This window comes from Stenotrophomonas sp. S39 (genome assembly GCF_016624665.1).
Classification (GTDB): domain Bacteria; phylum Pseudomonadota; class Gammaproteobacteria; order Xanthomonadales; family Xanthomonadaceae; genus Stenotrophomonas.
Genome location: NZ_JACVTT010000005.1, coordinates 62,373 through 86,010 on the forward strand (window position 1 = coordinate 62,373; position 23,638 = coordinate 86,010).

The 23,638-nt window shown below is 67.6% G+C and carries 23 protein-coding genes; 20 read left to right on the top strand and 3 right to left on the bottom strand.

Going from position 1 to position 23,638, the window contains the following annotated elements; translation table 11 throughout:
- Positions 1–123: 123 nt before the first annotated feature.
- Both IAE41_RS03255 and IAE41_RS03260 read right to left on the bottom strand, forming a co-directional pair.
- The gene (locus tag IAE41_RS03255) at positions 124–1,377 is read right to left on the bottom strand and encodes an ectonucleotide pyrophosphatase/phosphodiesterase (protein WP_200732071.1); all 1,254 of its coding nucleotides are present in this window, start codon (positions 1,375–1,377) and stop codon (positions 124–126) included.
- A 48-nt stretch (positions 1,378–1,425) separates the two neighbouring features.
- Positions 1,426–1,989 carry a hypothetical protein gene (locus IAE41_RS03260; RefSeq protein ID WP_200732072.1) on the bottom strand — a complete coding sequence of 188 codons (564 nt, stop codon included), beginning with the start codon at positions 1,987–1,989 and terminating at the stop codon, positions 1,426–1,428.
- Positions 1,990–2,212: 223 nt separating this feature from the next.
- On the opposite strand from IAE41_RS03260, the gene IAE41_RS03265 reads away from it, so the two are divergent.
- Positions 2,213–2,539: a hypothetical protein gene (locus IAE41_RS03265; RefSeq protein WP_079222095.1), complete on the top strand. Its 327-nt coding sequence runs from the start codon at positions 2,213–2,215 to the stop codon at positions 2,537–2,539.
- On the opposite strand, the gene IAE41_RS03270 is transcribed toward IAE41_RS03265, so the two are convergent.
- On the bottom strand, positions 2,536–2,940 hold the full coding sequence (locus IAE41_RS03270) for a ribonucleotide reductase subunit alpha (RefSeq protein WP_108746825.1): 405 nt from the start codon (positions 2,938–2,940) through the stop codon (positions 2,536–2,538). The genes IAE41_RS03265 and IAE41_RS03270 overlap by 4 nt on opposite strands.
- A 193-nt stretch (positions 2,941–3,133) precedes the next feature.
- Here IAE41_RS03270 and moaA point away from each other — a divergent pair, with 193 nt between their 5' ends.
- From moaA to IAE41_RS03365, 19 genes are all read left to right on the top strand, one after another.
- Positions 3,134–4,114 (top strand): GTP 3',8-cyclase MoaA, encoded by a 981-nt coding sequence (gene moaA, locus IAE41_RS03275; RefSeq protein WP_200732073.1) that lies wholly within the window; start codon positions 3,134–3,136, stop codon positions 4,112–4,114.
- 8 nt (positions 4,115–4,122) lie between these two features.
- On the top strand, positions 4,123–5,136 hold the full coding sequence (gene moaCB, locus IAE41_RS03280) for a bifunctional molybdenum cofactor biosynthesis protein MoaC/MoaB (RefSeq protein ID WP_200732092.1): 1,014 nt from the start codon (positions 4,123–4,125) through the stop codon (positions 5,134–5,136).
- Positions 5,133–6,386: a gephyrin-like molybdotransferase Glp gene (gene glp / locus IAE41_RS03285; RefSeq protein WP_200732074.1), complete on the top strand. Its 1,254-nt coding sequence runs from the start codon at positions 5,133–5,135 to the stop codon at positions 6,384–6,386. Before moaCB ends, glp begins: the two co-directional genes overlap by 4 nt.
- Positions 6,386–6,646: a MoaD/ThiS family protein gene (locus tag IAE41_RS03290; RefSeq protein WP_200732075.1), complete on the top strand. Its 261-nt coding sequence runs from the start codon at positions 6,386–6,388 to the stop codon at positions 6,644–6,646. The genes glp and IAE41_RS03290 overlap by 1 nt, the downstream gene beginning before the upstream one ends.
- A 1-nt stretch (position 6,647) precedes the next feature.
- Positions 6,648–7,142 carry a molybdenum cofactor biosynthesis protein MoaE gene (locus IAE41_RS03295; protein WP_200732076.1) on the top strand — a complete coding sequence of 165 codons (495 nt, stop codon included), beginning with the start codon at positions 6,648–6,650 and terminating at the stop codon, positions 7,140–7,142.
- Positions 7,143–7,304: 162 nt separating this feature from the next.
- A complete protein-coding gene (locus tag IAE41_RS03300) occupies positions 7,305–7,853 on the top strand; it encodes a molybdenum cofactor guanylyltransferase (RefSeq protein WP_200732077.1) in 549 nt (182 codons plus the stop codon).
- Positions 7,850–8,215, top strand: a complete 366-nt coding sequence (locus IAE41_RS03305; protein ID WP_200732078.1) for a hypothetical protein — start codon at positions 7,850–7,852, stop codon at positions 8,213–8,215. Before IAE41_RS03300 ends, IAE41_RS03305 begins: the two co-directional genes overlap by 4 nt.
- Positions 8,216–8,359: 144 nt before the next feature.
- Positions 8,360–9,778, top strand: coding sequence for a NarK family nitrate/nitrite MFS transporter (locus IAE41_RS03310; RefSeq protein ID WP_200732079.1), 1,419 nt, complete (start codon positions 8,360–8,362; stop codon positions 9,776–9,778).
- 71 nt (positions 9,779–9,849) lie between these two features.
- Positions 9,850–13,644 carry a nitrate reductase subunit alpha gene (locus tag IAE41_RS03315; protein ID WP_200732080.1) on the top strand — a complete coding sequence of 1,265 codons (3,795 nt, stop codon included), beginning with the start codon at positions 9,850–9,852 and terminating at the stop codon, positions 13,642–13,644.
- The gene (gene narH / locus IAE41_RS03320; RefSeq protein ID WP_200732081.1) at positions 13,644–15,194 is read left to right on the top strand and encodes a nitrate reductase subunit beta; all 1,551 of its coding nucleotides are present in this window, start codon (positions 13,644–13,646) and stop codon (positions 15,192–15,194) included. Before IAE41_RS03315 ends, narH begins: the two co-directional genes overlap by 1 nt.
- Positions 15,191–15,871 carry a nitrate reductase molybdenum cofactor assembly chaperone gene (narJ, locus tag IAE41_RS03325; protein WP_200732082.1) on the top strand — a complete coding sequence of 227 codons (681 nt, stop codon included), beginning with the start codon at positions 15,191–15,193 and terminating at the stop codon, positions 15,869–15,871. The genes narH and narJ overlap by 4 nt, the downstream gene beginning before the upstream one ends.
- Entirely contained in the window at positions 15,868–16,575 is a 708-nt protein-coding gene (narI, locus tag IAE41_RS03330) for a respiratory nitrate reductase subunit gamma (protein WP_079222084.1), read from the top strand. The genes narJ and narI overlap by 4 nt, the downstream gene beginning before the upstream one ends.
- Before the next feature lie 3 nt (positions 16,576–16,578).
- Positions 16,579–17,484 (top strand): peptidylprolyl isomerase, encoded by a 906-nt coding sequence (locus IAE41_RS03335; protein WP_200732083.1) that lies wholly within the window; start codon positions 16,579–16,581, stop codon positions 17,482–17,484.
- 24 nt (positions 17,485–17,508) lie between these two features.
- Positions 17,509–18,840, top strand: coding sequence for a nitrate/nitrite transporter (locus tag IAE41_RS03340; RefSeq protein WP_200732084.1), 1,332 nt, complete (start codon positions 17,509–17,511; stop codon positions 18,838–18,840).
- Positions 18,841–18,970: 130 nt separating this feature from the next.
- Positions 18,971–20,185 (top strand): coproporphyrinogen III oxidase, encoded by a 1,215-nt coding sequence (locus tag IAE41_RS03345; protein ID WP_200732085.1) that lies wholly within the window; start codon positions 18,971–18,973, stop codon positions 20,183–20,185.
- A gap of 11 nt (positions 20,186–20,196) precedes the next feature.
- Positions 20,197–20,973: a helix-turn-helix domain-containing protein gene (locus IAE41_RS03350; RefSeq protein WP_200732086.1), complete on the top strand. Its 777-nt coding sequence runs from the start codon at positions 20,197–20,199 to the stop codon at positions 20,971–20,973.
- A 19-nt stretch (positions 20,974–20,992) separates the two neighbouring features.
- Complete coding sequence (modA, locus tag IAE41_RS03355; protein ID WP_200732087.1) at positions 20,993–21,736, top strand: molybdate ABC transporter substrate-binding protein; 744 nt, start codon at positions 20,993–20,995, stop codon at positions 21,734–21,736.
- Positions 21,737–21,739: 3 nt separating this feature from the next.
- Positions 21,740–22,423 (top strand): molybdate ABC transporter permease subunit, encoded by a 684-nt coding sequence (gene modB / locus IAE41_RS03360; protein WP_200732088.1) that lies wholly within the window; start codon positions 21,740–21,742, stop codon positions 22,421–22,423.
- Positions 22,413–23,081, top strand: a complete 669-nt coding sequence (locus tag IAE41_RS03365) for an ATP-binding cassette domain-containing protein (RefSeq protein ID WP_200732089.1) — start codon at positions 22,413–22,415, stop codon at positions 23,079–23,081. Before modB ends, IAE41_RS03365 begins: the two co-directional genes overlap by 11 nt.
- The last annotated feature ends 557 nt before the right edge of the window (positions 23,082–23,638 follow it).

The following is a 23,638-nucleotide window of genomic DNA, read 5'->3' on the forward strand; positions in this document are numbered from 1 at the left end:
CGGTGCAGTCCTGTGCGGGGCAATCCGCACCGTAGCCCGGTTCGGGCTTACGGAACACCTGCGTGCGACGAAGCGCCCTGCACACCCGACGAACACAGGTAGATCCGCGACGGAGCTGTCGCCTCAACGCGGGCGCAACACCGCGTCAAACGTATCCGGGTTGCCGTCATTGGCGGCCGCCGGCACATTCAGCAGGCGGGCGAGCAGCGGATAGACATCCACGTTGTCCAAGCCATCGAGGATCCTGCCCGCCTCGAACGAAGGCCCGCTGGCCACGAACACCGCGCGCATCGACGGCAGGGTGTTGTCGTAGCCGTGGGTGCCGCGATACGCATGGGCGTGGCGGGCCAGCATGTCGGGCGTCAGTGCATCCCAGCCTTCTTCCATCTCGCAGATGATCGGCGGCGTGCGCGGGTGCTGGCCGTACTGCCAGCGCGGCGGCAGGTCGGCGCGCTTCCAGCACTGGTAGTGGTCGTGGCGGCCGAGCAGCGCCCGCTCGGCCTCGCGTTCGCGCCCAGGCATGGCCTGGAAGCCGACCGGCTGGCCCACGCTGGTGGCCACCGCAATGGCCGGGTCGACCATGCGCTCGGTGTCCAGTACCTGGCCCTCCGGCAGCTCGGCCATGCCGTGGTCGGACACCAGCACGATGTTGGTACCGGTGGCCAGGCCTCGTGCGTCCAGCCCTTCCAGCACCTGGCCGACGATGGCATCGGCGCGCTGGATCGCCTGGCGGTACTCGGCCGAATCCGGCCCGTAGGTGTGGCCGGCCTTGTCGACGTTTTCCATGTACAGCGTGGCCAGGCGCGGGGCCTGCGGGCCGGTCTGCGCCAGCCAGCCCAGCACGGTCTGCACACGGTCCTCCAGTGCGATGGAGCGGTCATAGACCTGCCACTGGCTTGGCCGCACGCCCTGGATGGCGGCCTCGCTGCCGGGCCACGACCAGGTGGCCGTGCGTACGCCGGCCTTCTCGGCGCTCACCCAGATCGGCTCACCGCCCCACCAGCGCGCGTCGGTGACGGCGGCCGGGTTGCTGATCTCGAAGCCGCCCAGCTGCGGGTCGTGCATGCTGTTGTGGATGATGCCGTGGTGGCCGGGACGCAGGCCGGTGACCAGGGTGTAGTGGTTGGGGAAGGTCAGCGATGGATAGGACGGCGTCATCCAGCGTGCGCGCACGCCACCGTCGATCATCCGCTGGATGTTGGGGGTCAGGCCGCGATCAAGGGCATCGGCGCGCAGGCCGTCGATGGAGACCAGCAGCAGGCGCGGTGACGGCTGAACCGTGGTCGGGGGCGTTGCAGAGGCCTGGCGGGGCGATGGCGTGCTGCACGCCATCAAGCAGAGGGCGGCGATCGAGCCGCAGACAAGGCGCATGTTCATGGCCCATCCTAGCCCCGTGCGATGACAGGTCTAGGACGGATGTGGCCTCTACCGGGCCAGGGCCTGCCAATCGCGTTCCGGCTGCATGCCGAGGCTTTCGATGAAGGGCTCCAGGCCCGCGTAGAACGCCTGCGGCACCGGATTCCTGGTGCCATCCCACTGCAGTTCGCCGCACTGGAAGCAGACCTCCAGCGTGTGGGTGCGCTTCTTCCCCTTGTAGAACTCGAAGCGATGATGGGGCTCGAAGACGCAGGCGGTGACCCAGTCGCTCACATAAGGGTCGATGCCCTCCAGCGTGGCCAGGAACGGCTGCTTGCGAGTGCCGGTCAGCACCGCTTCGCGGTACCTGCGCTCCGCGGGCGGCGTGGCACTGTTGCTGCTGTTGTTGGTGTCATACGGGGAGGAATGTTCAACGACCACGATGCGGTCGGCGTCGCGGGCCACGCGGGCAAGATCATCCAGCATGGGTTGGCCCTCGGCGTTGGGTGGCTTGTCTTCGATGGCCAGTGGGTCTTCGCTGGCGGCGGCCGGTGGTGGCACTGGCGCGGACGGGGTGCAGCCACAGGCAAGGCCCAACAGGCCCAGCGCTGTCATTCGTTGCAGCAGGTGCATCAGCGGTCACTCCTTGATTGGGCTGGAAGGCCGTGTTCGACGCCGGGCAGCAGGCAGTCCGTTGCGGGTGCTGGGCATGGTCGTGGTCTGGAAGGTGGGCGTGGAGTCGGGGGAGTCGAGGCAGTCGGGCAGGCTCGACTCTACCGGAGGGCAGCGGCGGTTGACGCTGGCCGCGGCGGGGCGCAGGCTGGACGGGCCTGCTTCCTGGACAGAAGGGAGACTTATGACCGCAAGCGCGTCCCTCCACCCCTCGCCTGGCACGCACGGCCACACGCGCCTGTGGAGCGTGTTCTGGCTGCAGGGGGTCATTCCCAGCAATCTGCTGTGGGCGGCAGCCCTCTGGGCCCTGGCCAACCAGCGCACCACGCTGCTGCTGGCCCTGTTTGCCGCGCTGCTGCTCTATACCGGCTGGATCATCCCGGCGGTGTGGCGGGCCGCGCCCACCGCGCGCACCCCCAACCTGGGCGTGGCCGCACGCGGGCTGACCGTGGCCTGGGGGTTGAACACCGTGCTGGTGATCTTCTTCCTGACCCTGCAGCTGCTGGCCTAGTAGAACTGGATCGGCTCGCCAGCGCGGTCGAAGGCGGCAAAGCGGCCGATCTGGCCGTCATGGATGGCATTGACCATCAGCTGCAGCGGGCGGGCGGCTTCATCGCTGTTGGGCGCAAAGCCGGCGCGCCCGTCCATGGCGGCCACGAACACCAGGTCCCAGTTGATGCCGGTGGTGGTCGATTCGGCGGCCAGGGCCTGGAAGCTGGGTACCTCCGCAGGCAGCTTGTCCACGCACAGCACCGGTGACAGGGTGCCGCCCTCGCGGCGGTCGTGCCGGTCGCGCTGGTCGGTGGTGGGCGACTCGGGCAGGTCGGCACGCACGAACACGAACAGCAGGCGCTGTGGCTCGGCCTGTTCAGCGGCGGCGTGCAGGAGTTGCTGGAAATCGTTCATCATCATGAGGGTTGTCACACATCCGCTGCACGGAAAGCCGCATGCTGCCACAACACGTGCGCGGCCGGGCCAGCGGCGATTGATTTAAGTCATGCCCAAGGAACTGAAGGCCGCGTACTCTGGCAATCGTTCCAGCAGGCGAGGTATCCGGACCATTCCGGGCATAGGCAGGACGGTGGAGCAACAAGGTGGACCAGCCATGAGCCAACTCACCGACGGTTTCGGGCGCAGCTTTCCATACCTGCGCCTGTCGCTGACCGAAGCCTGCAACTTCCGTTGCAGCTATTGCCTGCCCGATGGCTACCAGGGTGAGGGCCGGCCGCGCTTCCTGCAGGTGGACGAGATTGCGCGGCTGGTGCGCGCGTTTGCGGCGCTGGGCATGAGCAAGATCCGTCTGACCGGTGGCGAGCCGAGCCTGCGCAAGGACCTGGAGCAGATCATCGGCACCGTGGCTGCGGTGCCCGGCATCCGCAAGGTGGCCATCACCACCAACGGCACCTTGCTGCCGCGGCGCCTGCCGGGCTGGCATCGCGCCGGCCTCACGGCCTTGAACGTGAGCATGGACAGCCTGCAGCGCGAGCGCTTCCACGCCATTACCGGGCATGACCGGTTGCCGGAGATCGAGCAGGGCCTGGCCCTGGCCCAGGCGCTGGGCCTGCAGTCGATCAAGCTCAACGCGGTGCTGCTGCGCGGGCTGAACGACGACGAGCTGCCGCAGTGGATGGAGTACCTGCGCGACCGGCCCTTCAGCGTGCGCTTCATCGAACTGATGCGCACCGGCGACAACGAAGCCTATTTCCAGCGCCACCACCTGCGCGCTGACGTGGTGATCGAACAGCTGCTGGCGGCTGGCTGGCAGGAGCGCCCGCGTGCGGCCGATGCCGGCCCGGCCCGCGAGTTCGGCCACCCGCAGCACCGCGGCACGGTGGGCATCATCGCGCCGTACTCGCGCGATTTCTGCAAGGGCTGCAACCGCCTGCGGGTGACCGCCAAGGGCGACCTGCGGCTGTGCCTGTTCGGCGAATTCGGCGTGCCGCTGCGCCCGTTGCTGCAGAGCGACGACGACCACGACGCACTGCTGGCACGCATCACCACCCAGCTCGGCCTGAAAGCGGCCGGGCACGGATTGCACCAGGGCCAGACCGGGCTGACCCCGCACCTGGCCTCGATCGGAGGATGAGCAACACCATGACCGGGGAATTGAACGCGGCCTTCCACATGGCCGATGTCCGCGACAAACGCATCACCCGCCGCCGCGCGGTGGCCGTGGGCGAACTGCATGCCGGGCCGGTGGCCTATCCGCTGATCGTCGAGCGCCGCCTGCCCAAGGGCGATGCGCTGGTGATGGCTGAGATTGCCGGCCTGCAGGGCGCGAAGATGGCGTCGATGCTGATGCCGCTGTGCCACCCGCTGCCGCTGGAACTGGTGCAGGTGTTCTGCGCACCGGTGCCGGAACGGCAGGCGATCCGCGTCTGGTGCGAGTGCGCCAGCGAGGCGCGCACCGGCGTGGAGATGGAGGCGCTGGCAGGGGTGAACGCGGCCCTGCTGACCCTGTACGACCTGAGCAAGCCGGTGGAACCGGCGCTGCGCATCGAAGGCATCCGCCTGCTGTTCAAGGAAGGCGGCAAGCGCGGCGTCTGGCTGCACCCCGATGGCATGGACGAGGCCGAGCGCGCCCGTTTCAAGCCACGTGCGCCGAAGGGCCTGGAAGGCGCGGCGTGCGCGGTGATCACCTTAAGCGACCGGGCCAGTGATGGCACCTATGCCGATGCATCCGGGCCGAAGCTGGTGGCGGGCCTGCAGGCGCTGGGTGGCGAGGTGGTGGCGGCCGAGGTGCTGGCCGATGGCATCGAACCGCTGGCCAGCCGCCTGCGCGCGCTGGCCGACAGTGGCGTGCGCCTGTGCCTGTGCACCGGCGGAACGGGCCTGGGCCCGCGCGACCTGACCCCGGAGGCGCTGCGTTCGCTGGACGCGCGCCCGGTGCATGGGCTGGCGCAGATGGTGCGTGCGCTGAGTGCGCAGCACACGCCGATGGCCTGGCTGAGCCGGGCCGAAGTGGTACAGCTGGGCGACCTGCTGGTGTTTGCCCTGCCGGGCAGCCCGCGCGCCGCCGCGCAGTGCCTGGACATCCTCGCGCCGGTACTTGGACACGCCCTGGCGATGGTCGATGGCGGTGGCCACGGCCAGGGGGGCGCCGCATGATCGCCTACAGCGAAGCACTACAGCACCTGCTTGAGGCAGCCTCGGCGCTGCCGGCCGAACGCCTGCGCCTGCACGATGCGGGCGGGCGCACCCTGGCCAGCGACATCATCAGCGCACAGTCGCTGCCGCCGTTCGACAACTCGGCGATGGATGGATTCGCGCTGCGGGCCGATGGCACGGCCTTCGCCAGTGGTACCGGATTTGCGGTGCAGGGCTGGCAGGCCGCAGGCGATGACGGCACCGTGGGTGGCGAGGGCGCCTGGGAAATCATGACCGGTGCGCGCATGCCGACCGGCCTGGATACGGTGGTGCCGGTGGAGCAGGTTGAGATCCTGCAGCGCCACGAAGGCCGCCCGACCCGGATCGCGCTGCGCGCGGACGTCAGCCCCGGCCAGCATGTGCGCCTGCGCGGCCAGGACGTCAGCGAGGGCGAGCGCGTGCTGCGTGCCGGCGACGTGCTGGATGTCAACGCCCGCACCCTGCTGCACGCCATCGGCGTCGGCGAGGTGGCGGTGGTCGCGCGGCCGAAGGCTGCGGTGATCGCCACCGGCAAGGAACTGGTGACCGAGGCCGAGCAGTCGCTGCAGTCCGGGCAGATCCGTGACAGCAACCGGCCCTATCTGGTGGGGCGCCTGCAGGCAGCCGGCGCCGAGGTGGTCTGGCAGGGCACGGTGGGCGACGAGGTCGCCGCCTTCAATGCCGTGCTCGACCAGGCACTGGACGCCGGGGCGCAGCTGCTGATCAGCACCGGTGCGGTGTCGGCCGGGCGCTACGATTTCGTGCCGGACGCCCTGCGTGAGCGCGGCGCCCGCATCATCTTCCACAAGGTGGCGATCCGCCCGGGCAAGCCGCTGCTGTTTGCGGTACTGCCGGGCGGCGCGCTGTATTTCGGCCTGCCGGGCAACCCGGTGTCGGCGGCGGTGGGCCAGCGCTTCTTCGTTGAGCCGGTGCTGCGCCGGTTGCTGGGGCTGGCCCCGGAAACGCCGCTGCAGCTGCCGTTGCAGGCCGACGTGCGCAAGCCCGAGGGCCTGCGCTTCCATGCCCGTGCGCGGGTGGAGGTGGACGCGCAGGGACGCCTGAGCGCGCGCGTGCTGTCCGGCCAGGAGTCGTTCCGTTTGATGTCCATGCTGCGGGCCAACGCCTGGGTGGTGCTGGAGGCCGAGGGCAACCTGGCCGCAGCCGGTACGTATGTGCGGGTGCAGGGCTGGGGTCACCACGAACCGGTGCAGCTGGTAAGCGAGGAATCATGATGAAACAGGTGAACCTGCAGTTGTTTGGTGCGTTTTCCGACCTGGATGCGAGCCGCGAGATCGCGGTGGACGTTGCCGGGGCGACCATTGCCGATCTGCGCCAGGCGCTGCGCGAGCTGCTGCCGGTGCGATGGCCGGATTTCCGTGCCGGCCTGCTGGACTACTCGGCGTTCGCCGACCAGCAACGGGTGCTGCGCGACCACGATACGCTGCCGGCCGATGGCCGCGTGGCGATCCTGCCGCCGGTCAGTGGGGGTTGAGATGAGCCATCCCACGATCGCGAAGGTGGTCGACCGCGCACAGGCGGCGATTGATCCGGGCGAAGGCATTGCGGCGGTATCCGATCCCGGTTTCGGCGGCATCGACGTATTCATCGGCAAGGTGCGCGACCTCAACCAGGGCCGGCCGGTGCTTGGCATCAGCTATGACCTGTTCGAGCCGCTGGTGCTGAACGAGGTGCAGCGGCTGGCCGCCGAGGTGCAGGCCGCCTACGGGCCGAAGCTGAAGCTGTACGTGGCCCACGCCAAGGGCCGCCTGTCGGTGGGCGAGGTGGCGGTGGTGGTGGCCGCAGGCAGCCCGCACCGCGACGAAGCCTTCCGTGCATGCCGGCAGCTGATCGAGGCGGTCAAGCACCAGTGCCCGATCTGGAAGCAGGAGCACTACCAGGACGGCGACAGCGAGTGGACCGAGGGCTGCAGCCTGTGCCACGCCGACGACACCCCGGTGCATGACCATGACCACGCCCACCACCGGTAGATCCACGCCATGCGTGGATAGGGCCTTCCCGGTACCGCCGGCCGGCGCAGCCACGCATGGCGTGGCTCTACTGACTGCGGGTTTCAGTAGATCCACGCCACGCGTGGATGATGCCTTACCGGTACCGCCGGCCGGCGCAGCCACGCATGGCGTGGCTCCCCCATGAACGCGCCGATGGCCGGCATCGTGCTGGCCGGCGGCCTGTCCAGCCGCATGGGCCGCGACAAGGCCATGCTGCCGTGGCAGGGGCGCACGCTGCTGGAACACATGCGCGGCCTGCTGATGCTGGCAGGCGCGGACCGGGTCTGGGTGAGTGGCCATTACCCGGCGTTTGATGGCATCCCCGACCGGGTGGCCCGTTGCGGCCCGCTGGGCGGGCTGTACAGCGTGGCCCTGCAGATGCCTGACGGCCCGGCGTGGGTGGTGCCGGTGGATACGCCACGCCTCACCCCCCGGCTGCTCCAGCAGTTGCGTGATGCACATCCTGGCCGCTGCACGATCTATGACGGCCATCCGCTCCCAATGCTGTTTAATGTGGACAATGAAAGCCGTACAGTCCTTGAAAGCATGATCCACGATCCCCTTGGCCCGCGTTCCCTGCAGGCCCTGCAACATCGGCTGGGCGCACACACCGTGCGCCTGGCCCACGCCGACGAAAGCGCCCTGGTCAACTGCAACACCCCCGCCCAATGGGAGGATGTCGCCTCATGAAGGTGCAGCTGCAGGATCAAGCCATGCGACTACGCCTGGACGAGGCCGAACTGGCCCAGCTGCTGGCCGGCGAATCGGTCGAGAACCTGACCCGGTTCGGCGGCAATGGGGGCTGGGGCACGGCAGTGTCCCTGCACGGCGGCGACCAGGCCGTGCTGCTCGACGGGGGCACCTACTGCCGGCTGGTACTGCCGCGCGAGGCGGTCGAAGCGCTGGCCGGGCGCCTGCCGTGCCGTGACGGGCTGGCCTTCCCGCTGTACCTTGATGACGGCACCACGCTGCAACTGCAGTTCGATGTGGATGTGCGCGACAGCGTGCGCCAGCGCGGCGTAAGCCGCCGCGGTTCCGTTTCACCGGTTTGACATTTGTCAGGGGCAGGGTGGATACCGGCCCCTGATTGATCCAGATCAACCCCGTCGAGGGCAATGCACGGCCTAATGGCTGCGTGACGACGGGTTACAACTTGAAAGCAGTACCCACGTCATTCCACAGCCTTGGAGCCATGTATGACCGTCGGTAGCGATCCTGTTGTCCCCAGCACTGCCCGATCCGGCCGCGTCATCAGCGACTGGACGCCGGAGGACCCCGCCTATTGGAAGCGCACCGGCAAGCGGGTCGCCACCCGCAACCTGGTCATCTCGATCCCCTCGCTGCTGCTGGCGTTCTCGGTCTGGGTCCTGTTCTCGGCGGTGTCGATCAGCCTGCCGAAGATCGGCTTCAACTTCAGCACTGACCAGCTGTTCTGGCTGGTGGCGCTGCCCAGCCTGTCCGGCGCAACCCTGCGCATCTTCTATTCGTTCGTGATTCCGATCTTCGGAGGCCGCCGCTGGACGGCGCTGTCCACCGCCTCGCTGCTGGCGCCGACGATCTGGTTGGGCTTTGCCGTGCAGGACCCGGCCACCCCGTACTGGGTGTTCGTGGCCATCGCGATCCTGTGCGGCTTCGGTGGCGCGAACTTCTCGTCGTCGATGTCCAACATCTCCTTCTTCTACCCCAAGCAGAAGCAGGGCCTGGCGCTGGGCCTGAACGCCGGCCTGGGCAACGTGGGCGTGTCGGTGGCGCAGGCGGTGATCCCGCTGGTCATCACCGTGGGCGTGTTCGGTGCGATGGGTGGTGCGCCGCAGCCCACGGTGGAAGGCGCGGCACCGTTGTTCGTGCAGAACGCGGGCTTCATCTGGGTGCCGGCGATCGCGATCTGCGCCATCGCGGCGTGGTTCGGGATGAACGACCTGACCAGTGCCCGCTCGTCGTTCTCCGAACAGGCGGTGATCTTCCGCCGCAAGCACAACTGGCTGATGTGCTGGTTGTATATCGGCACCTTCGGCTCCTACATCGGCTTCTCGGCCGGCTTCCCGATGCTGGTGAAGAGCCAGTTCCCGGAGGTGAATCCGCTGGCCTACGCCTTCATCGGCCCGCTGCTGGGCGCACTGATGCGCTCGGTGGGCGGCAGCATGGCCGACCGCTGGGGCGGTGCACGCCTGACCTTCTGGGTGTTCGCGCTGATGATCGCCGCCGTGTTCGGCGTCCTGCACTTCCTGCCCAGCGACGGCCAGGGCGGCCACTTCTACGGTTTCCTGCTCAGCTTCATGGCGCTGTTCGTGCTCAGCGGCATCGGTAACGGCACCACCTTCCGCATGATTCCGGTGATCTTCCGCACCCTGCATGAGCGCTGGTCGGCCAACGACAGCGCCGAGGGCAAGGCCGCGGCCGCGCACCAGGCCAGCATCGAATCGGCCGCGGTGGTCGGCTTCTCCGGTGCGATTGGCGCCTATGGCGGTTTCTTCATCCCCAAGAGCTACGGCTCGTCCATCACCTTGACCGGCAGCCCCGACATGGCGCTGTACGGATTCGTTGTTTTCTACGTCACCTGCCTGGCCGTGACCTGGTGGTGGTACTACCGGCGCGGTGCCGAGACACCCTGCTGACGACATGAAAACGCACCGCAGCCAATGAACACCTCAGCCACGATGCAGATGTCCGCAAAGGGAGACCCCCGATGAGCTATTTCCTCGATCGCTTGCAGTTCTTCAAGCGTGACCCCCAGTCCTTTGCCGATGGCCACGGATTTGCCAAGAGCGAAGGCCGCGACTGGGAAAACAGTTACCGCGCGCGCTGGCAGTACGACAAGGTCGTACGCTCCACCCACGGCGTGAACTGCACCGGCTCGTGCAGCTGGAAGATCTACGTCAAGAACGGCCTGGTCACCTGGGAAACCCAGCAGACCGACTACCCGCGCACGCGCCCGGACCTGCCCAACCATGAACCGCGTGGCTGCCCGCGTGGCGCCAGCTACTCGTGGTACCTGTACAGCGCCAACCGCCTGAAGTACCCGCTGATCCGCGGCACGCTGCTGCGCCTGTGGCGCGAAGCCCGCAGGAGCAAGGCCCCGGTCGATGCCTGGGCCAGCATCGTCGAGGACAAGGAAAAGGCGCGCTCGTACAAGACCCGCCGTGGCATGGGCGGCTTCGTGCGCCTGCAGTGGGAAGAGGCCAACGAGATCATCGCCGCCTCCAATCTGTACACGGTGAAGCAGTATGGGCCGGACCGCGTCGTCGGCTTCTCGCCCATTCCGGCGATGTCGATGGTGTCCTATGCGGCCGGCGCGCGTTACCTGTCCTTGCTGGGCGGCGCCTGCCTGTCCTTCTATGACTGGTACTGCGATCTGCCGCCGGCCTCGCCGCAGATCTGGGGCGAGCAGACCGACGTGCCCGAATCGGCCGACTGGTACAACAGCCGCTACATCATCGCCTGGGGCTCGAACGTGCCGCAGACGCGCACGCCCGATGCGCACTTCTTCACCGAGGCGCGCTACAACGGCACCAAGACGGTAGCGATCTGCCCGGACTACTCCGAGCTGGCCAAGCTGACCGACCACTGGCTGCACCCCAAGCAGGGCACCGATGCAGCGCTGGCGTTCGCCTTCGGCCACGTGATCCTGCGCGAGTTCCATGTCGATTCGCCCTCGCAGTATTTCCAGGACTACTGCCGCCAGTACTCGGACATGCCGATGCTGGTGCGCCTGGAGCGCCGCGAGGATGGCCGGCTGGTGCCGGGCCGCTTCCTGCGCGCCAGCGAACTGGGTGGCCTGGGTGAGGCCAACAATCCCGACTGGAAGACCCTGGCCTACGACGAGAGCAGCGGCCAGATCGTGGTGCCCAACGGCTCGATCGGCTTCCGCTGGGGAGAGAAGGGCAAGTGGAACATCGAGGAAAAGGAAAGCAACGGCAGCGATACGCACCTGCGGCTGAGCCTGGCCGAGGGCCACGAGGGTATCGAAGCGGTCAGCTTCCCGTACTTCGGCGGCATCGAGACCGACGGCTGGACGGCGGCCCCGGCCGAGGAGGTGCTTGAACGCAACATCCCGGTGCGTCGCCTGGCCCTGGCCGATGGTGGCGACACCCTGGTGGCCACGGTCTACGACCTGCTGCTGGCCCAGTATGGCGTGGACCGTGGCTTCGGCGGCGGCAACGTGGCCACCAGCTTCGACGACATGGTGCCGGGTACGCCGGCCTGGCAGGAGCGCATCACCGGCGTGTCGCGTGCCGAGGTGATCGAGATCGCCCGTGAGTTCGCCCGCACCGCCGACAAGACCCACGGCCGTTCGATGATCATCGTCGGCGCGGGCATGAACCACTGGTTCCACAACGACATGAACTACCGCGGCCTGATCAACATGCTGATCATGTGCGGCTGCGTGGGCCAGACCGGTGGCGGCTGGGCGCATTACGTGGGGCAGGAAAAGCTGCGCCCGCAGACCGGCTGGCAGCCGCTGGCCTTCGGCCTGGACTGGAGCCGCCCGCCGCGGCACATGAACGGCACCTCGTTCTTCTACTTCAACACCGGGCAGTGGCGCTACGAAAAGCTGCAGGTGGACGAGCTGCTGTCACCGCTGGCCGATGCAAGCAAGTACAGCGGCAGCCTGGCCGACCTCAACCTGCGTGCGGTGCGCATGGGCTGGCTGCCCAGCACCCCGCAGCTGGACCGCAACCCGCTGCAGCTGGTGCGCGAGGCCGAGGCGGCCGGCGTGGCCCCGGCGGACTACGCGCTGGGCAAATTCAAGGATGGCTCGCTGGACTTCGCCTTCGCCGACCCGGATGCGCAGCAGAACCACCCACGGATGATGTTCATCTGGCGCTCGAACCTGCTCGGTTCCTCGGGCAAGGGCCATGAATACATGCTGCGCCACCTGCTGGGCACACGCCATGGCCTGCAGGGCAAGGACCTGGGCGAAATGGGCGCGATCAAGCCGCAGGAAGTGAAGTGGCATGACGAGGCGCCGGAGGGCAAGCTCGACCTGCTGGTCACGCTCGACTTCCGCATGTGCACCACCGCGCTGTACTCGGACATCGTGCTGCCGACGGCGACGTGGTACGAGAAGGACGACCTCAATACCTCGGACATGCACCCGTTCATCCACCCGCTGTCCAAGGCGGTGGACCCGGCCTGGGAATCGCGCAGCGACTGGGACATCTTCAAGGGCGTGGCACGTACCCTCAGCGACATGGCACCGGGCGTGCTGGGCGTTGAAAAGGACCTGGTGCTGGTGCCGACCCTGCACGACACGCCCAACGAACTGGGCATGCCGTTCGGCGTGGCCGACTGGAAGAAGGGCGAGTGCGAGGCCATCCCGGGGCAGACCATGCCGTCGATGACCGTGGTCGAGCGTGACTACCCCAACCTGTACCGCAAGTTCACCTCGCTGGGCCCACTGCTGGACAAGCTGGGCAACGGCGGCAAGGGCATGAACTGGGATACGAAGCACGAGATCGACTTCCTCGGCAAGCTCAACCATACCGTGCTCGACGAGGGCGTCAGCCAGGGCCGTCCGGCCATTTCCACCGCCATCGACGCAGCCGAAGTCATCCTGCACCTGGCGCCTGAAACCAACGGCCACGTGGCAGTGAAGGCCTGGGAATCGCTGGGCAGCTTCACCGGCCGCGAGCACACCCACCTGGCGGTCGGCAAGGAACACGAGGCGATCCGCTTCCGTGACATCCAGGCGCAGCCGCGCAAGATCATCTCCTCGCCGATCTGGTCGGGCCTGGAGGACGACAACGTCAGCTACAACGCGGGCTACACCAACGTGCACGAGCTGATCCCGTGGCGCACGGTGACCGGCCGCCAGCAGTTCTACCAGGACCATGAGTGGATGATCGACTTCGGGGAGGCCTTCATGAGCTATCGCCCGCCGGTCAACACGCGCACGGTGGAGCCGCTGCTGAACCAGCGCCCGAACGGCAACAAGGAGATCGTGCTGAACTGGATCACCCCGCACCAGAAGTGGGGCATCCACAGCACCTACAGCGACAACCTGATCATGCAGACGCTGTCGCGCGGCGGCCCGATCGTGTGGCTGAGCGAGGATGACGCGCGCAGTGCCGGCATCGTCGACAACGACTGGATCGAGCTGTTCAACGTCAATGGTGCGATTGCGGCGCGCGCGGTGGTCAGCCAGCGCGTGATGCCGGGCATGGCGATGATGTATCACGCCCAGGAACGCATCATCAACGTGCCGGGTTCGCAGATCACCGGCACTCGTGGCGGCATCCACAACTCGGTGACCCGCATCGTGCTCAAGCCCACCCACATGATCGGCGGCTACGCGCAGCTGGCCTATGGCTTCAATTATTACGGCACCTGCGGCACCAACCGCGATGAGTTCGTGATCGTCCGCAAGATGGACAAGATTGATTGGCTGGACGATGAACAAGGAAGTTCGAGTGTCGCGAGCGCAGGACGCGCAGGAGCGACCGGCGAGGCCGTTCCGGCTGCCGCCAAGGAGGTGGTGTGATGAAGGTCCGTGCACAGATCGCGATGGTGCTGAACCTGGACAAGTGCATCGGCTGCCATACCTGCTCGATCACCTGCAAGAACGTCTGGACCTCGCGCGAGGGCGTCGAGTACGCCTGGTTCAACAACGTGGAAACCAAGCCGGGCATCGGCTACCCGAAGGAGTGGGAAAACCAGGACAAGTGGAATGGTGGCTGGGTGCGGACGCGCGCCGGCAAGCTGGTACCCCGTGCCGGTGGGCGCTGGCGGATGCTGGCCAAGATCTTCGCCAACCCGGACCTGCCGCAGATCGACGACTACTACGAGCCGTTCGATTTCGACTACCAGAACCTGCACACCGCCAAGGACAGCCAGCACCAGCCCACCGCGCGGCCGCGTTCGCTGATCAGCGGCGAGCGCATGCAGAAGATCGAGTGGGGCCCGAACTGGGAGGAGATCCTCGGCTCGGAATTCAGCAAGCGCTCGCGCGACTACAACTTCAACGAAGTGCAGAAGGAGATCTACGGCGCCTTCGAGAAGACCTTCATGATGTACCTGCCGCGCCTGTGCGAGCACTGCCTGAACCCGGCGTGCGTGTCGGCGTGCCCGTCGGGCGCGATCTACAAGCGCGAGGAAGACGGCATCGTGCTGATCGACCAGGACAAGTGCCGTGGCTGGCGCATGTGCGTGTCGGCCTGCCCGTACAAGAAGATCTACTACAACTGGAAGAGCGGCAAATCCGAGAAGTGCATCTTCTGCTACCCGCGCATCGAGATGGGTGAGCCGACGGTGTGCTCGGAAACCTGCGTGGGCCGCATCCGCTACCTGGGCGTGATGCTGTACGACGCCGACCGCATCGCCGAGGCCGCTTCGGTGGCTGCCGAAAAGGACCTGTACCAGGCCCACCTGGACATCTTCCTGGACCCCGAAGACCCGGCGGTGGTCGCCGCTGCGCGCAAGGAAGGCATCCCGGACAGCTGGCTGGAAGCGGCCAGGCAGTCGCCGGTGTACAAGCTGGCCATCGACTGGAAGCTGGCACTGCCGCTGCACCCGGAATACCGCACGCTGCCGATGGTCTGGTACGTGCCACCGCTGTCGCCCATCCAGTCCGCCGCCGAGCGCGGCCGCATCGGCATGAGCGGCGAGCTGCCGGACGTGGCGTCGCTGCGCATTCCGGTGCGCTACCTGGCCAACATGCTCACGGCAGGCGACGAAGCCCCGGTGGTGCGCGCGCTGGAACGGCTGATGGCGATGCGCGCCTGGCGCCGGGCCAAGAACGTGGACGGCGTGGAGGACACCGCCGTGCTGGACCAGGCGGGGCTGAGCATCGCCCAGGTGGAGGAGATGTACCGCTACCTGGCCATCGCCAACTACGAGGATCGTTTCGTGATTCCCACCGGCCACCGCGAGTATGCCAACGACGCCTTTGGTGAGCGCGGTGGCTGCGGCTTCACCTTCGGCAACGGCTGCAACGGTGACAGCCCGGCCGACCTGTTCGGGCAGCGCAAGGCCACCACCTTCGTGGTCAACAACGGGCCCAACCACCGGCGCCGCAAGGAGGTGGTGGAATGAGCGTCCTCAAGCTGGTCGGGGTGCTGCTGGACTACCCCCGTGATGAACTCTGGCAGCATGGCGATGAACTGCTGGCTGCCTGCGACCAGGCGGCACTCCCCGCCGCCCGCCGCCAGCAGCTGCGCGGCTTCGTGCAGCAGCTGCTGGACAGTGACCCGCTGGACGCGCAGGCGGCCTGGCTGGCGACCTTCGACCGGGGTCGTTCGATGAGCCTGCTGCTGTTCGAACACATCCACGGCGAATCGCGCGACCGCGGCCAGGCCATGGTCGATCTGGTGGAAACCTACCGCCGTGCAGGCTTCGAGCTCGATGCGCGCGAGCTGCCGGATTACCTGCCGCTGCTGCTGGAATTCCTGGCCCACCGGCCACAGGAGGAGGGCCGCGAATGGCTGCACCATATCGGCCACATCGCCGGCATGCTGGCCGCGCGTGCGGCCGAACGCACGCTGCCGCACGTACCGCTGCTGGAGATCCTGGTGGAGGCCGGCGACGGCAAGGTCAACCTGGAGGCGCTGCGGCAACGCGCCAGCGAAGAACCCCGCGACGACACGGCCGAGGCGATGGACCGGTTGTGGGAAGAGGAGGCGGTGCGCTTCGGCGCCGAAGCCCCTGCCGAAGACTGCAAGCCACCGACGCGCTCGCCCGGGCGTCCCGTGCACCGTGAGGTCCAGCCATGAACTACTACCTTCATCAATTCGCCTTCCAGTACTACCCGTACATTGCCGTGGCGGTGCTGCTGATCGGCAGCTGGGCCCGCTACGACAAGGCCATGTACACCTGGCGCACCGGTTCCAGCCAGATGCTGTCGGACAAGGGCATGCGGATCGGCAGCAACTGCTTCCACATCGGCATCCTGGCCATCCTCGGTGGCCACCTGGTGGGCCTGCTGACCCCGCATGCGGTGTACGAGCACTTCATCACCTCCTCGCAGAAGCAGATGCTGGCGATGGTGGTGGGCGGCGTGTTCGGTGCGCTGTGCTTCATCGGCATCAGCATCCTGCTGGTGCGCCGCCTGTTCAACGCGCGCGTGCGGGCCACCGGCAGCTTCGGTGACACACTGGTGCTGGTGCTGCTGTTCGCCCAGCTGTGCCTGGGCCTGTACAGCATCCGCATCTCGTCCGGCCACCTGGACGGCGGCGTGATGGTGCAGCTGGCCGAATGGGCACAGCACATCGTCACCTTCCGTGCCGGCGCCGCCGATTACATCGAGGGCGTCAGCTGGGTCTACAAGATGCACATCTTCCTGGGCCTGACCCTGTTCCTGATCGCGCCGTTCACCCGCCTGGTGCACGTGTGGAGCATTCCGATCAGCTACCTGTGGCGGCCATACCAGGTGGTGCGCCGCCGCCAGGCCCCGCTGCGCTACGGTCCGCGGGAGTAAGCCATGGGCAGCCTGCCGAAGTTTCTGCCGATCACCGTGATCGACTCCAATGCCCCGGTTCCGGCCGAGGCCCATTCGCACCACCACGACGCGGCGGAGCAGGGGCCGCGCTCGCTCGGGCAGCCGGCGCCGTGCCGGTTGTACGTGGACGAGACCGCGATCAGCGAGGCCGACATCGCCCGCGAGATGCAGCACCACCGGGCGATGCGCCCGGAGCAGTCGCGGGCCGAGGCGGCGCGTGCGCTGGTGGTGCGCGAGCTGCTGCGCCTGGAGGTGCAGCGGCTGGGCCTGCAGGCGCAGGAGGGCGGCCGGGTGAGTGACGAGGAGGTGCTGATCCAGCAGCTGATCGAGGACGTGATCGAAGACCGCGTACCCACCGACGAGGACTGCCGGCGCTATTTCGAACAGAACCCAGAGCGCTTCCGCTCGCCCGACCGCGTGCGCCTGCGCCATATCCTGCTGGCGGCACCGGCCGATGACGTGGCCGGGCGGCTGGACGCGCGCAACGAAGGCGAGCGGCTGGTGGCCGAGTTGAAGCAGGCCCCGCACCTGTTTGCTGATTTCGCCCTGCGCCACTCGCGGTGCCCCTCCAGCAGCGATGGTGGCGACCTCGGTTGGCTGCAGCGCGGGCAGACCACGCCGGAGTTCGACCGCCAGGTGTTCCGCCTGCGCGAGGGCCTGGCGGGGTTCCCGGTGGAATCACGCTGGGGCTACCACGTGGTCTGCATCGACGCCCGCGAGGACGGCCAGCCACAGCCTTTCGAGGCGGTGCTGCCGCAGATCCGCGACTACCTGGAACTGCAGGTGCGCCAGCGCGAGGTGCAGGCCTACCTGCTGCAGCTGCAGGAACGTTATCCGGTGCGCGGGCTGGACGAGATCGAAGCCGAAGCCGAAGCCGGGAACGGCTGACCGACCCTTGAGAAAGGAGATTGCATGAACCAGATCCTTGCCCCCGCCAGTGCCGGGCAGCAGCAGCGTGCGCTATGGCTGAGCACGTTCGCCTTCACGGTGTGTTTCGCGGTATGGATGATCTTCTCCATCATCGGCATCCAGATCAGCGAGCAGCTGGGCCTGAGCGACACCCAGTTCGGCCTGCTGATCGCCACCCCGGTGCTGACCGGTTCCATCAGCCGGGTCTTCCTCGGCATCTGGTCCGACCAGTTCGGCGGTCGCAAGGTGATGGTGCTGGTGATGCTGTGTGGCGCGGTGGCGACATGGATGCTGACCTACGCCCACACCTACACCCAGTTCCTGTTCGCGGCGCTGTGCGTGGGCATCGCCGGCGGCAACTTCTCGGTGGGCGTGGCCTATGTCTCGCGCTTCTTCCCGGCCAGCAAGCAGGGTACGGCGCTGGGCATCTTCGGCGCCGGCAACATCGGCGCTGCGGTGACCAAGCTGCTGGCGCCGCTGGTGATGGTGGCCGCCGGCTGGACCATGGTGGCCAAGGTCTGGGCGGTGGCCCTGGCGGTGACGGCCATTCTGTTCTTCCTGTTCAGCAAGGAAGATCCTTCGCTCGAGCAGCGCCGCCGCGACGGCGTCAAGCCGGTGCCGTTCGCCGAACAGATGGCCCCGCTGAAGAACCTGCAGGTCTGGCGGTTCTCGCTGTACTACTTCTTCGTGTTCGGCGGCTTCGTGGCGCTGGCGTTGTGGCTGCCGCACTACCTCGTGGGTGCCTACGGCATGGACGTGGGCCATGCGGGCATGCTGGCGGCCTGCTATTCCATCCCGGCCAGCCTGTTCCGCGTGGTCGGTGGCTGGATGTCGGACCGGATCGGCGCACGGCGGGTGATGTACTGGACCTTCGGCGTGTCGGCGATCTGCACCTTCCTGCTGGCCTACCCGGATACCGAATACGTGGTGAAGGGCATCCATGGCCCGATCCATTTCCACCTGGCCATCGGCGTGGTGATGTTCACCGTGCTGGTGTTCGTGCTGGGCTTCTTCATGTCGCTGGGCAAGGCGGCGGTCTACAAGCACATTCCGGTGTACTACCCGCATCACGTGGGCGCGGTGGGCGGTGTGGTGGGCATGATCGGTGGGCTGGGTGGCTTCATCCTGCCGATCGTGTTCGGCGCGCTCAACGATGCGCTGGGCATCTGGAGCAGCTGCTTCATGCTGCTGTTCGTGCTGGTGGCTACGGCGCTGGCATGGATGCACTTCGCGATCCGCCGGATGGAGCGTCGCCACTTCCCGCAGATCGACCGCGAGACCGATCTGCCCGAAGCGATCGATGCGGCTGCGGCCGATCGTGCACGCGGCAGGTAGCCGGGTTTGCCGGCCAGCGGCCGGCACTGCCGGGTGCGCATGCCGGCTGCTGGCCGGCATGTATCCACCGATGCACCACGCTTGATTTCAATCAGGGCAACGCGAAGAGGGACGCCCGAAGATGTCTGCCATGAGCTTCCACGTCGACCCGAGTGAGGACACCGCGCTGCAGGCAGCATTGCTGCGGCAACCCCGCCACGTGCTGTTCCCGGCGGCCGACCAGTTCAGTGCCGGCTTCGGCGAAAGTGGATGGCGCGGCGCCCTGCGCGCCAGCAACGAGCACCTGATCCCGCGCGGGCTGACCCTGGGCTTCCAGGCCGGCCGGGCAGGGCAGGCGGCAGCCGCGTCCGGTTATCTGGATACCCTGCTGACCGCCTTGCGGCGCCAGGCCGATGCGCTGGCCGACGATCGCGAGGTGGGGGCCATGGTGCTGCAGCTCGGCCTGGCCGAGGTGCTGGCGCCGGTGGCGGTGGGCCAGTTGCTGGATGCGGTGCCACAGCAGCTGCGCACCGTGGCACGGCCGCAGGTGGAGGTCCGGGTGGATGCCGGCAGCACGCTGCCACCGTCGCAGCTCCGCGCCGTGGGCTGCACCCGTTTCAATGTGATCGACCGTGCTGATGCGCCGGGCCCGACCCTGCTGGCGCAATCGCGCCAGGTCGGGTTCACTGCACGCTACTACCAGTTCCGCGTGCCGTCGGCGGAGGATCGTGGCTACATCGAGCGCGTGCATGAAGTCCTGGCCGAGGCACCGGAACGCATCCTGTTGCCGGCACCGTGTGCCGTGCCCGAAAGGCCCGCTGCCGATGCGTGGCTGCAGACCTGGCGGCTGCTGCGCGACGCCGGTTACGTGGCCATCGGCGGTGACCACTACCAGCGCGGCGATCTGCCGGACCCGAACGGGCCGGGCGATGGGCAGCGCCACTGCGACCTGGCCGGCGTGCCACGCCGTGACCGCAGCGACTTCGTCGGCCTGGGCATGGCGGCCTGCAGCCAGATCGGCGAGGTGTTCTACCGGCTGGAAGACGACCTGCAGGCCTGGCAGGCGCGCCTGCAGTCCGGCCAGATCGGAGTGACGGCTGGCCTGATCCTGTCTGAACAGGAGCGACTGTCATCCGAGGTGGCGCAGAGCATCGCCTGCGACCATTCCGTCGATGCCGCGGCGTTTGAATGGCGCAATGGCGTCGCGTTTGATGCGTGCTTCACCGATGCACTGCCGGCCCTGGATCCGCTGCTGGCGCGCGGCTGGGCCCATTGGGACGGGCGCGTGCTGCGCCTGGCCGAAGAAGGGCACCTGCTGTGGCGTATGATGGCGGCATGTTTCCGGCCGGCGGCCGCCATCGCTTGAGTGTCGCTTCGATGTCCTTGACTCCGCCTTCCCGCGGCCGCCTCGGCCAGGCCACGCCGAACCCCGCCGCCGCCGATGATGGCGACGCCCTGCATTTCTGCAGCACCTGCGCGTTTTCCGATGCCTGCATGTCGCAGGGCTACGACAAGACCGCGCTGGGTGACCTGCACGTGCTGGTGGATCATGTCGGCCCGTTCCATGCCGGCGATTACATCTTCCGTGCCGGTGAACAGTTCGATTCGATCGCCGCGGTGCGCGCGGGCATGGTCAAGACCTTCGTCGATGACAGCCAGGGCAACGAGCAGGTGCTCGGTTTCAGCCTGCCCGGCGAAGTGATCGGCCTCAATGCCATCCATGGTTCGCGCTTCCCCTGCAATGCGGTAGCGCTGGACACGGTGCACCTGTGCCGCATCTCCTTCCCGAAGCTGAGCCTGCTGGCCACGCGCATGCCCGGGCTGCAGGCCAAGCTGTTCAGCCTGCTCAGCGCGGAGATCGGCAAGGTCGCCACGCTGGCCGCCAACCACCGCACCGAGGAGCGCATGGCCGCGTTCCTGCTGGACATGTCCGAGCGTTACGCGCGCCGTGGTTTCTCCGCCACGCGCTTCAACCTGACCATGGCCCGCACCGAGATCGCCAACTACCTGCGCATGGCGCCGGAGACCGCCAGCCGCGTGCTGCGTCGCCTGAGCGATGATGGTGTGATCGCGGTCAAGCAGCGTGAGATCCTGCTGCTGCAACCTGAGCGTCTGGCTGCCCTGGCGGTGGCCGGTGAATCCGAACCAGACTGAATCCTGACGGGAGCCGATGATGAAACGTGCTGGACTGTTGTTGCTAGGCCTGCTGGCCGCACTGCCGGCATGGGCCGCTGACCTGACGGTGTCGGCGGCGTCGAGCCTGACCGAGAGTTTCCGCGAACTGGGCGCGGCCTACGAGAAGGCGCACCCGGGCACCAAGATTGATTTCAACTTCGCTGCTTCCGGGGTGCTGCTGCAGCAGATCAGCCGCGGTGCACCGGTGGATGTGTTTGCGTCGGCCGACGAGACCACGATGGGCCAGGCCGAACAGCAGAAGCTGCTGGCGCCCGGCACCCGCGAGGTGTTCGCGGTGAACGCGCTGTGGGTGGTGGTGCCGCCGCAGGCCAAGGCTGCCCCGCGTGCCCTGAAGGATCTGGCGGGCGGCAGCGTGCAGCGCATCGCGCTGGGCAACCCGGACAGCGTGCCGGTGGGCCGCTATGCCAAGGGGGCGCTGGAAAAGGCGGGGCTGTGGCCGGCGGTGCAGGGCAAGGCCATTACCACCCAGAACGTGCGCCAGTCGCTGGATTACGTGGCGCGCGGTGAAGTGGATGCGGGCTTCGTCTACGCCACTGATGCGCAGGCCATGCCCGACCGCGTGCGCCGCGCGTTTGAAGTGCCGGTCGCCGGTCGCATCGCCTATCCGCTGGCGGTGGTCCAGGCCAGCACGCAGCCGGCCGAAGCCAAGCGCTTCACGGCCTTCGTGCGCTCGCCGCAGGGCCAGGCGATCCTGGTCAAGCACGGATTCGGCAAGCCCTGAGGCATGGATCTGGATTGGAGCGCCCTGGGCCTGTCGCTGAAGGTGGCCGGCTGGGCCACTGCGATCAACCTGGTGCTGGGCGTTGCGCTGGGTGCGCTGCTGGCGCGCAGGCGCTTCCCTGGCCGTGAGCTGCTGGATTCGATACTGACCCTGCCGATGGTGCTGCCGCCCACGGTGCTGGGCTACTACCTGCTGGTGCTGATCGGCCGCAACGGTCCGATAGGCGTGTGGCTGCAGTCGTGGTTCGGCATCAACCTGGTGTTTACCTGGCAGGCGGCGGTGATTGCCTCAGCGGTGGCCTCGCTGCCGCTGGTGTTCAAGCCGGCCCGCGCCGCGTTCGAAGGCGTGGATGGCCAGCTCGAGAATGCGGCACGCACGCTGGGCGTGTCCGAGGCCGCGGTGTTCTTCCGCATCACCCTGCCGCTGGCCTGGCGCGGCATCCTGGCCGGCCTGCTGCTGGCGTTCGCGCGGGCGATGGGCGAGTTCGGTGCGACGTTGATGGTGGCGGGCAGCATTCCTGGCCGCACGCAGACGCTCTCGATTGCGATCTATGAAGCGGTGCAGGCCGGGCAGGATGGCAAGGCCAATGCGCTGGTGATCCTGACCTCGGTGGTGTGCATCGTGATCCTGCTGCTGGCCGCGCGCCTGGTAGGCGGGCGCCGGCAGGAGCTGCGCGATGTGGCTTGATCTGCAGGTTCACCGGCCGATGCAGGCGGGCAGCACGCAGTTCGTGCTGGACGTGGCGCTGCAGTGCCGGCAGCGGCAGGTGGTGCTGTTCGGCCCCTCCGGTGCGGGCAAGAGCCTGACCCTGAAGGCCGTGGCAGGCCTGCTGCGGCCTTGGCACGGCCACGTGCGGCTGCAGGGCCAGGTGTTGTTCGACAGTGCCGCGGGGGTGAACCTGCCACCGCAGCAACGCCGCCTGGGCTATGTATTCCAGGACTACGCGCTGTTTCCGCACCTGAGCGTGCGGCAGAACGTGGCGTTCGGGCTGCAGCGCGGCTGGTTCAATCCCCGCCGCGCCGTGCGCAATGATGCGGTGGAGCGCTGGCTGCAGGCCTTCCGCATCGACCACGTGGCCGATCTGCTGCCGTCGCAGGTGTCTGGCGGCCAGCGCCAGCGTACGGCGCTGGCACGGGCGCTGGTGACCCAGCCGCAGGCGCTGCTGCTGGACGAACCCTTCGCTGCACTGGACCACGATCTGCGCCAGCACCTGCGCCAGGAGCTGGAAGCGGTGCTGGATGAGACGGGCATCCCGCTGCTGCTGATCAGCCATGACCCGCGCGATGTCGAAGTATTCGGCCAGCAGGTGGCCCCCGTCGTTGACGGCCGCATCGTCAGTGATTGACCCGCGTCTGTAGAGCCGAGCCCATGCTCGGCTGCTCTTCGCGTTGCCGCCAACGGCAGCCAAGCATGGGCTCGGCTCTACAGAAACGGTAGCGCGGTGGATGCCCGTCCAGCGCCGTGTCGGTGCCATGCCAAACCGATCCGGTGGCCCGCGTCGTGGACGGCCGCATCGTCAGCGATTGAACGGCGTCTGTAGAGCCGAGCCCATGCTCGGCTGCTCTCCGCGTTGCCGCCAACGGCAGCCGAGCGTGGGCTCGGCTCTACAGAAACGTTGGCGCGGTGGATGCCCGTCCAGCGCCGTGTCGGTGCCATGCCAAACCGATCAGGTGGCCCGCGTCGTGGACGGCCGCATCGTCAGCGATTGAACGGCGTCTGTAGAGCCGAGCCCATGCTCGGCTGCTCTTCGCGTTGCCGCCAACGGCAGCCGAGCGTGGGCTCAGCTCTACAGAAACGTTGGCGCGGTGGATGCCCGTCCAGCGCCGTGTCGGTGCCATGCCAAACCGATCAGGTGGCCCGCGTCGTGGACGGCCGCATCGTCAGCGATTGAACGGCGTCTGT